The sequence below is a fragment of the Mesorhizobium sp. M0761 genome (assembly GCF_040320205.1).
In the GTDB taxonomy this organism is placed as follows: Bacteria; Pseudomonadota; Alphaproteobacteria; order Rhizobiales; family Rhizobiaceae; genus Mesorhizobium.
This window is the reverse complement of sequence record NZ_JAMYPF010000021.1, coordinates 121,305-130,169: the sequence shown is the minus strand read 5'-3', so window position 1 is coordinate 130,169 and position 8,865 is coordinate 121,305. Positions and strand designations below refer to the sequence as shown.

The window sequence follows — 8,865 nt, the reverse complement described above, 5'->3', positions numbered from 1 at the left end:
AGGGACTCAGCGACTGTCGTGGCGGCCCTCGCCGAGAAAATCGGCACATTGCCCCAAGAGCTGCGGCGCTCGTTGACATGGGACCAAGGCAAGGAGATGGCTCGTCATAAGAGCTTCACCGTCGCAACCGATCTCCAGGTCTACTTCTGCGACCCGCGCAGTCCCTGGCAACGAGGCAGCAACGAAAATACCAACGGCCTGCTCAGGCAGTACTTCCCCAGAACAACCAACTTCTCGCAGGTCCCGCAGGCCCAACTCGACAGCGTCGCCCTGCGGCTCAATCAGCGCCCCCGAAAAACCCTGGACTTCGAAACACCCGCCGATAGGCTACACAAGGTGTTGCAGTGACCGGTTGAACCCACCCGTACATATCGGCCATTCGAGATTGGAGAGAGATCGGCGATCCTTGCCTGGTGCTGCAAAGCGCCTGAAACCGGGCACAGACGATGAAGAGACCTAGGAGCGTCCGTCGGTCGGTTGAGGAGACCTTGCCTCCACATGACCGCGCCGTGGATAGCGCCTTTCTGGATAGAACTGCTCAGTTGTTCGAGCAGCGCACTGGCCGAAAACTCTCCAGGGAGGATGCGCGCCAGATCGTGGAAAACGTCACCGGGTTCTTCCGCCTCCTCGCCGAATGGCAAAATATGGAATGAGCGAGGCGCTTTACCTCGCTCCACCGTGACTGGTTAGGAGACGAGGCTGGGAAGATGGTCAAGAAGACTGCGCAGATCGCAACTCGCAGCGGCTTCGTGAAAGCGCTCCTCTATGCTCGGGTCTCATCCAAGGAGCAGGAGAAGGAAGGCTTTTCCATCCCTGCTCAATGCAAGCGTTTGAGGGAATATGCGGCTCAGAAGCAGTTTGGTATCGCTCAGGAATTCATCGACATCGAGACGGCGAAGAGCAGCGGGCGGACTAACTTCACCGAGATGGTCAAATATCTGCGCAAGCACCCTGGTGTGCGCGTCGTTCTGGTCGAGAAGACCGATCGGCTCTACCGCAATCTGAAGGATTGGGTGACGCTCGACGAGCTCGATGTCGAGATCCACCTCGCCAAGGAAGGCGTGATCCTCTCGCAGGACTCGCGCTCGTCGGAAAAGTTTATGCACGGCATCAAGGTGCTGATGGCAAAGAACTACATCGACAATCTCTCAGAGGAAGCCCGCAAAGGGCAGATGGAGAAGGCGGAGCAGGGGATTTGGCCGACCAAGGCACCGCTGGGCTATCTCAACGTCACAGGAAGCGACGGCAAAAAGGTCATTGAACCGGACGCTGAGCTGGCGCCGATGATCACGAGACTGTTCGAGCGCTACTCAACCGGCGGATATTCTCTCAAGGCAATCACGAAGGCAGCCCATGCTGAAGGCCTTGTTTATCCGAAGAATGGACACCCGGTTCCGGTCAGCACGGTTCACTCGATTCTCCGCAATCGTCTCTATACCGGATTGTTTCAATGGAACGGCAAGCTGCATCACGGCAAGCACGAGCCTCTGGTGTCGATCGAACTGTGGGAGCGGGTGCAAGGCGTTCTGACGGGCCGACATGCGACGCCTGTCCATTCCTACGGCTATGAATTTGCCTTCGGCGGCCTGATGACATGCGCCCGATGCGGCTGCGCGGTAGTGGCCGAGATCAAGAAGGGCAAATACGTCTACTATCACTGCACCGGCCACAGCGACAAAGGCCGCGGCGGCTATGCCGAGTGTCGCCGCAGGTACGTCCGCGAGGAGGTCCTGGAAGAGACCTTTGGCGCCTTGCTGGACAAACTTCATTTCGATGAGGAGGTGCTGGATTGGGTCCGCGACGCGCTCAAAGCCAGCCACGCCGATGAGCGGAAGGAGCAGGAACAGGCGATCCTGCGATGCCAGAAGGAATACAAGCGCCTCGAGGATCGGCTACAGGCAATGTACCTGGATAAGCTCGACGGACGCATCGATAGCGCCTTCTACGATCGAATGTCAGCGCAATGGCGGGTCGAGCAGACGCGCCTGCTCCGTGAGATCGAGCGGCATGGCGAGGCCGAGGAATCATACATGGAGGATGGCGTGCGCTTGTTGGAGCTGGCGCGGAACGCCCGCCAACTGTTCGCCCGGCGGGCCCCTGGTGAGAAGAAACGGCTTCTGAATCTGCTACTGTCGAACTGCACATGGGAAGACGGCGAGGTTCGCGCTGTTTTTCGACAACCGTTTGATTTACTTGCCGAAACGACTACGGCGCTATCTTCGCAGCAAGCCTCGGGTGCCGTCTCGTCCGCAGAGCATCCAGTTTGGCTGGGGTTCCTGGAAGCTTTTCGAATTTTCTGGATCCCGCCTCAACCCTAATGCTGTGCTTGTTGGACAAATTAGGTTACTGGATTCGGACTTATGATAGATTCAGGAGGCTTCGAATTTCTAGGGCATTTGCAGCGCTCAGCGCAACTAGAAACGCGTCGACAAGTGTTTCCCTTCTGGTTTTTACTTCGGCATCACCCCGAGCAAACCGTCCGCGTATTTCGCGAAATGCAAACCGTAGTGCTTCAGCCGATCCAGGCGCGACATCGACAATATGTCGAATGATTGTGCAAATCGTGCTCATGCTGTGCTCGCTGTCGCGTCCGCATCGAAATGCGGGGTTCCTTCGGGCTTATAACAATGCCTATCAAAAGTTGGAGGATTGGCGCCTACAACGAGGTCCATGCGATCCGGCATAAGGTGCCGATCTCGTTGCTTCAATGGCGCAGCCAGGCCGCAATCGTGAGAAGACCGGGGAACTCTATCGCCGGACGCAAGAATGGCCATCAGAGCAGACAGGATTCTGCCGGTTTGATCTGATCCCAATGTTTGCCCCCCAGCCCCGTCGCTCCATGATGCAGCGGCAATATCAACCGCGAAAGAACAGCAAAGTTGCTTGCTTCGGTTCCCCGATTGACGCCCCTCTCCGGAACCGATGTCCTCAATCCCATGCCAAATCGCAGCACACGTTACCCCTCAGTGTATCCACTTACCGTGGGACCCGGTGCCGCGGCTGGGAAAAATACTCCTCGCGGGTCATTTCGTAATATTGGTAGAATCTGCCGTCATGCCAGCGGTCGTCAATATACCGCAGCCCAAGCTTTGTGGCTGCTCGCTGCGACCGCAAATTACAATGCCTAATGAGACCGACTACCTTTTCCTTGGTCGAACTTCGCAAAGCGTGCGTGATGGCGAATCGTGCGGCCTCCAGCCCCAAACCTCGTCCAACTCCGCGTTCGACCAATGAAATAGAGAGTTCGATATTATTTGTGTCAGCGTGGTCGCGCAGGCCACAGCGACCGATGAAAACCGGACTGTCACTGCATTTTTGGTATACGATCCAGGTGCCGAAGCCGTTCTTGCGCCACTGGGTCAAAGACCTTTCGACCCACTCGCGCACATCCTCAATCGTTTGCGGAGTATTATCATAGATTATCTTCTGAACCACGGGATCGGCATGCAACTGGAACAATTCCGCCGTGTGTTCGGGTCGCATGGAGGTGAGAATTAAACGTTCGGTCTGATACGTGATCATAAGTATTTCCAATCTGAACGCTATTATGATGTCACAGGCAAGCGCCTACCCGCATCAACGGTGACCATGGACTTTCGAAACGGCCAAGAGAGGCAATGTGGATCGAACTCCATCAGTTGCCTGCAAGAGCTGCGCCAGTGCTGCGTCGCGATTCGGATTTTTGTTGCAGGCGGAGGGCATCGCCAGCTTGTCTCGGCGGATCGTCGGCCCTTCATCTCGGCCTACAACTGCACAGCCCGAATGGTTCAAGCCTAATCCGCTCCAGATAGGGTCGGAAATGGAGTTATCGACCAATCGATTAAGTCGACGGCATCCTGCAGTATCGCCTCTGTCCGAGCACGGCTGGGCGAAGTAGCGACAACATGTGCGATGCGGTCTCCGGAATCGCTGTTCATGATTATCGGCGCCTTGGGTTCAACGTAAAATTTTACCTCGGCAACACCCGATAGGGCAGCCGCCCGTCTCCCGCCATCGATCCGATCGAGAGTGCCATCGCACTCGGGAAGTAGGTACCGCGAGGCCGCAGCGTGTGACTGCCTTTCGCGCAAATCCAATTCCTCACCAACAACGAGCCTGATGTGGTTGGTGATGAGATCGACACCGTAAGCCAGTTGGACCATGTTAGGAACGGGCGAACCCGCAAGACGCGGATTGACTTCAATGACGGTTGGACCGTGGTTCGTCCACCTAAGTTCAATGTTCGTCGGCCCCCAACCGAGCCCGAGAGCTCGCAAACAACTCAGCGAAAGATCTGCGATACGTTTGCACTCTTCCTCAGACAGCGGGGCCGGATAGATGTGTCCACGACAGAAGAAATTAGGTGGACCGTAGTTCGCAGCGCCAATGGCTATAACCTGATCTCCCATTATTTCTAGGTTATACTGGGGGCCTTGTGCGAACTCTTCGACAAGTATCCTTGGTGAGGACCGCCATTTGTGCTTCCCACTCAACAGATAGATCATATGTTCGGCCATCTCATCGAGAGTGCGGCACAATCGGACACCACTGCTGCCGATGCCGATGGCTGGCTTGAGAATTACCGGTAGGCCGATTTCGGTGGCAGAGCGTTCAACCTCCGTCGCATTCACTGCCAAACGATATGCAGGTACTCGAAGGCCAGCCTCAGCGAGCAGCTGACGTTGAACGAATTTGTCGCAACACCGTTCAACCGCCATGGCGTTCGGTCCCGGCAGATCGAAGTACCGGCAGAGCTGGCCAACCATCGCATAGGCCGACTCCTGGGCGCTGGTAATACCAGCTATTTCATAGGTCGATCGTAGCCGGATACATTCTCGGATCAGCGAATCGAAGTCGTTGTTATCGACACGGACCGCCTCAATTCCCAATGCCGCGGTAATCAAATAACTCCGGGTCAGCAGATATGGTAATGGGATAAATATCAAGGCTCCTAGCGGCTTTAATGTATAAAAGGCTATTACTTTCGCCTTCAAGGAGTATTATTGCCCGCTTTAACATATATCGACACCTAAAGTTTTACTTAGTGCCCACGTTTGTTTGGAGTAACTCGATCGCCCGCGAAGTAATTTCATTTCCGCCGACCTTCTGTTGCAAAACATTCCTTAAATGAGTTGTTTTACAATTTTGTTGCATGGCCTCCCAATATGATGAGAACGTCTCAAAATTCATGCCAATTGCGCCGAGGGAGCCTGAGAAATAGTTTTTCTGAGTTTTGTTCAGTGACTTGACCCGGAGTGCAGCAGACTGTCAGGCCGAAAACAATGTGTCGCGGATTCGACAAACACGTCAGTAGGTGTCGGTTGCCCGGCGTTTTATCAAGAACGGCTCGGACGCTAACGACGGAGCAGGCCCTCCGCTCCGACAACAAGATTGCGCCCTTTGTCGACTATCTGCGTGAAAGCGTTGCCGCCTATCCCGATCCCACCGCCGTTCGCCTGAAGCGCAGATTCGCGAACGCGGTTATGAAGGCGGCTACACCGCCGTGAAGCGATTCGTCGCCGCTTGGCCACGCGCGCTACATCTTCGCCGCCTATCGTCATGCATGCACCAGGACCTGCAGATTCTGCTGCGCGTATCGCCTAAAAACCAAGGGCCAGGTCGAGCGACCGTTTCGCTACGTCCACGAGGACTTCTTCCTGGCCCGCTCGTTCCGCAATCTCAACGACCTGAACGACCAGTTGCAGGACTGGCTCGACACCGTCGCCAATGCCCGCCTGCACTGGCGCAACAATCGCGCAATCCAGCGACACGTTCGGAATCTAGGTTAGTCTGCGGCCGAAACAAGGTACGCGCGGTCGACGGTAATTCGGCCGCCGTTGATACGACTGGCAATTCGCTGCCTGTCTGCGCTACCGAGCGGCATCGTCACCGGCGTTCTGACGGGCATGGCCGGCGCGTAGCTGTCGCTTGCCCAGGATGCGGATATGACCGCCAGCAAGCGTTCCATCGCGCCGGCAGCGCTCACCGTCGCCAAATGGAAACCGGTGCCGGCGAGATCCACGTGTCTGGCGGGGAAGGTCGCCATGGCCCGGAGGTGAAGCCGGCGAGGCGCTTCCGCTGGTCCATGCAAGCGGAGGATCGCGCCGCGCCGTGCATCGCATCTCTCGTCCCGCTGCGCTGCTGAGATCTCTCCTGTCAAGCGGTCCAGGTTTAGCGCTTCGGGCCGAGCAGGAACACTATGAGGGCAGCGATGAACGTGGCAACAGCACTGTAGGCAATGGCGCTGGCGATCCCCGCATTCTCCACCAACAGCCCGCCGAAAATCGCGCCGGCTGCGATTGCCACTTGGAATGCTACGACCATCAGCACACCGGCGCTTTCGGCCTGCTCGGGAACGGCCCGCCGCACCATCCACGTCTGTAATCCCACCGGCACCGCGCCGAAGGCAAAGCCCCACGCGCCAACCGCAATCCCCGAGGCGAAGGCCGATGCTCCCGCCGTCAGTAGCGAAACAGCCGCTATCCCTATGAGCAGCGGTGCAAGGGCCGCGACTGCCTTGAGACTGTACTCGGCCAGAAGCCCGCCGGCCAAATTGCCGAAGAATCCGCCGATGCCAAAAGCAAGCAACACAAGCGAGATCGTCTCAACGTCAAGCGCGGGAATCTTTTCGAGGAAGGCGCGGATATAGGTGATTCCGGCGAAGTGGCCGGAAGCGACCAGCAGGATGACAAAAAGCGCAACCTTGACCATCGGAATCTTTGCCACATCCAGCAGGCTGCGGACGCTAGTCACTCCAATCGGAGGCAGTCTCGGAATGGTCATGAGCTGCACGAGCAGTGTAGCGACGCCGCCGGCTGCGGCGAGCATGAAGGCGCTTCGCCATCCCCAGATATCGCCGACATAAGCGCCGATTGGAGCTGCGCAGACGGTAGCTACGGAAACGCCGGTGAGGATGATCGACATAGCGCGAGGCAGGAGGTGGCTTGGAACGAGCCGCATCGCCAGTGCTGCCGACATCGACCAGAATCCTCCGAGCGCTATGCCGAGCACGACGCGTGCAGTCAGGAGAACCGCCAGCGACCACGCGCCGGCCGCCAGAACGTCCGACAGGATCAGCAGCAGCGTCATGGTCCACATGACGGTCCTGCGGTCCAGGCGCTTTGTGATGATGGCCACCGTCGGCGCCGAGATTGCCCCGACGATAGCTGTCGCCGTCATCGCCTGTCCAGCCGCTCCCTCGCTGATACCGAGATCATGCGCGAGGGGCGTGAGCAGGCTGACAGGCAGAAACTCTGCCGTGACCAGCCCGAAGGTGCCCAAGGAAAGCGAAATGATGGCACCCCATGCTGGACCAGACGGTGGGACGGGTTTTTCTGGGTCGTGCAGAACAGCGTTCATGACGCCTGCTGCGGATCGGGCCATGAACGAAGTCTCCACTTTGATGCAATGCAACGTGATGTTGGCTGCTTTGACCCAAATCTAAAAACACAAGCGCATTTCCCGGCGGCGTTGCACGGAGGAGGGGATGTTCATTGCTTCGCGATACTTTGTGACGGTGCGGCGCGCAACATCAATGCCGGTTTCCTTCAGCCGGACAGCGATGTCCTCGTCGGAAAGCACGTCGCCGGGAGATTCTGCGGCAATGATCGCTTTGATCCGATGCCGGACAGCTTCGGCGGAGTGCGCATCGCCGCCTTGGCAGGACGCGATCGCGACGGTGAAAAAATACTTCAGTTCAAAGACGCCGCGCGGGGTAAGCATGTACTTGTTCGAGGTCACCCGGCTTACCGTCGACTCGTGCACGCCGATCGCGTCAGCGACGGTTCTGAGATTGAGAGGCCGCAGGTGGGCGACGCCATGTTCCAAAAAGGCATCCTGCTGACGCACGATTTCAGCCGCAACCTTAACAATCGTCTTGGCGCGCTGATCGAGGCTGCGGATTAGCCAGTTCGCGTTTTGCAAGCATTCGTCGAGAAATGCTTGATCTTTCGAATTTTGGGCAGTCTGACGCGTGACTTCGGCGTAGTAGGTTTGGTTGATCAGCAGCTTCGGCAGCGTGGCGGGATCAAGTTCGATCTGCCACCCGCCTTGCGGCGAGGGCGTGACCCAGACGTCGGGTATGATTGATTCAGACGCACCGGATTCGAATCTGTTCCCAGGCTTTGGATCGAGCGCACGAACCTCATGCATCATGTCGAGAAGGTCTTCTTCATCGACGCCGCAATGCTGCTTCAGCGCCTCAAAATCGCGTCGCGCAAGCATTTCAAGATGGGCAACCAAAGCTGCCATTGCCGGGTCGAGCCGGTTTCGCTGGCGCAACTGAATCTCGAGGCATTCTCTGAGACTTCGCGCAAAAACTCCCGGTGGATCAAATTGCTGCAAGGTTCCGAGAACCCGTTCCACAACAGCCTCATGGACATTTAGGCTCTCGGCCAGCTCCAAAAGGTTTGCCCGAAGATAGCCAGTGTCTTCCAGATCGGCGGCAAGCTGGCCAGCGATCAGCCGCTCCTGTGGTGTGAACGCAGTGAGGGCGATCTGACGAGCGACATGGTCGTGCAATGTTTCGGCGAGGGTGGCAAACTCGTCGAGGGAAGGGCCATTGCCCGGCGGGTTGTTGGTCGTGTTGCGAAGTGATTTCCATTGCCCGAGCCGTTCAGGCGACCCTGCCCCGGTCGGACCTTCAACGGGGTTTGCCCCAAAGCCGACAGGCTGATCCGCTCCCGAAATCGAAGCATCGTCAAAAGGCCCGCCATCGTTTGACGCAGATTCCAAGAGCGGGTTCTTCTCGATTTCCCCCTCCACGAACTGATGCAGTTCGGTATGCGCCAGTTGCAGCAAGCGAATCGACTCAATGAGTTGAGGCGATGCGACGATGGATTGCTTCTGGCGCTGAAACAGGCTTGCTGAAGATTGCATGGTGAGTGC

At 57.3% G+C, this 8,865-nt stretch carries 7 protein-coding genes and 2 pseudogenes; 4 read left to right on the top strand and 5 right to left on the bottom strand.

Features of this window, described 5'->3' with window-relative positions; all coding sequences use genetic code 11:
• The 3 genes from NKI32_RS26810 to NKI32_RS26800 all read left to right on the top strand — a co-directional run.
• Positions 1 to 348, top strand: a 348-nt coding sequence (locus tag NKI32_RS26810) for an IS30 family transposase (protein ID WP_353004420.1), incomplete at its 5' end; no start/stop codon positions are given.
• Between the two features lie 161 nt (positions 349 to 509).
• The gene (locus NKI32_RS26805; protein ID WP_352797893.1) at positions 510 to 653 is read left to right on the top strand and encodes a hypothetical protein; all 144 of its coding nucleotides are present in this window, start codon (positions 510 to 512) and stop codon (positions 651 to 653) included.
• Between the two features lie 54 nt (positions 654 to 707).
• On the top strand, positions 708 to 2,318 hold the full coding sequence (locus tag NKI32_RS26800) for a recombinase family protein (protein WP_352797895.1): 1,611 nt from the start codon (positions 708 to 710) through the stop codon (positions 2,316 to 2,318).
• 658 nt (positions 2,319 to 2,976) lie between these two features.
• Here the strand turns inward: NKI32_RS26800 and NKI32_RS26795 are convergent.
• Positions 2,977 to 3,522, bottom strand: a complete 546-nt coding sequence (locus tag NKI32_RS26795; protein ID WP_023748883.1) for a GNAT family N-acetyltransferase — start codon at positions 3,520 to 3,522, stop codon at positions 2,977 to 2,979.
• Between the two features lie 251 nt (positions 3,523 to 3,773).
• Positions 3,774 to 4,998: pseudogene (locus NKI32_RS26790) on the bottom strand (ATP-grasp domain-containing protein).
• A 560-nt stretch (positions 4,999 to 5,558) separates the two neighbouring features.
• On the opposite strand from NKI32_RS26790, the pseudogene NKI32_RS26785 reads away from it, so the two are divergent.
• A pseudogene (locus NKI32_RS26785) lies at positions 5,559 to 5,750 on the top strand (IS21 family transposase); the annotation flags it as partial.
• A gap of 14 nt (positions 5,751 to 5,764) precedes the next feature.
• Here NKI32_RS26785 and NKI32_RS26780 read toward each other — a convergent pair.
• From NKI32_RS26780 to rpoN, 3 genes are all read right to left on the bottom strand, one after another.
• Positions 5,765 to 6,025: a hypothetical protein gene (locus NKI32_RS26780; protein WP_023748880.1), complete on the bottom strand. Its 261-nt coding sequence runs from the start codon at positions 6,023 to 6,025 to the stop codon at positions 5,765 to 5,767.
• A gap of 125 nt (positions 6,026 to 6,150) precedes the next feature.
• Positions 6,151 to 7,362, bottom strand: coding sequence for an MFS transporter (locus NKI32_RS26775; RefSeq protein ID WP_352797900.1), 1,212 nt, complete (start codon positions 7,360 to 7,362; stop codon positions 6,151 to 6,153).
• Between the two features lie 57 nt (positions 7,363 to 7,419).
• Positions 7,420 to 8,856: an RNA polymerase factor sigma-54 gene (rpoN, locus tag NKI32_RS26770; RefSeq protein WP_352498793.1), complete on the bottom strand. Its 1,437-nt coding sequence runs from the start codon at positions 8,854 to 8,856 to the stop codon at positions 7,420 to 7,422.
• Between the last annotated feature and the right edge of the window lie 9 nt (positions 8,857 to 8,865).

Coding starts and splice junctions, on each gene's coding strand:
- NKI32_RS26800 (WP_352797895.1), top strand. CDS start 708: ATGGTCAAGAAGACTGCGCAGATCGCAACTCGCAGCGGCTTCGTGAAA.
- NKI32_RS26795 (WP_023748883.1), bottom strand. CDS start 3,522: ATGATCACGTATCAGACCGAACGTTTAATTCTCACCTCCATGCGACCC.
- NKI32_RS26780 (WP_023748880.1), bottom strand. CDS start 6,025: ATGGCGACCTTCCCCGCCAGACACGTGGATCTCGCCGGCACCGGTTTC.
- NKI32_RS26775 (WP_352797900.1), bottom strand. CDS start 7,362: ATGGCCCGATCCGCAGCAGGCGTCATGAACGCTGTTCTGCACGACCCA.
- rpoN (WP_352498793.1), bottom strand. CDS start 8,856: ATGCAATCTTCAGCAAGCCTGTTTCAGCGCCAGAAGCAATCCATCGTC.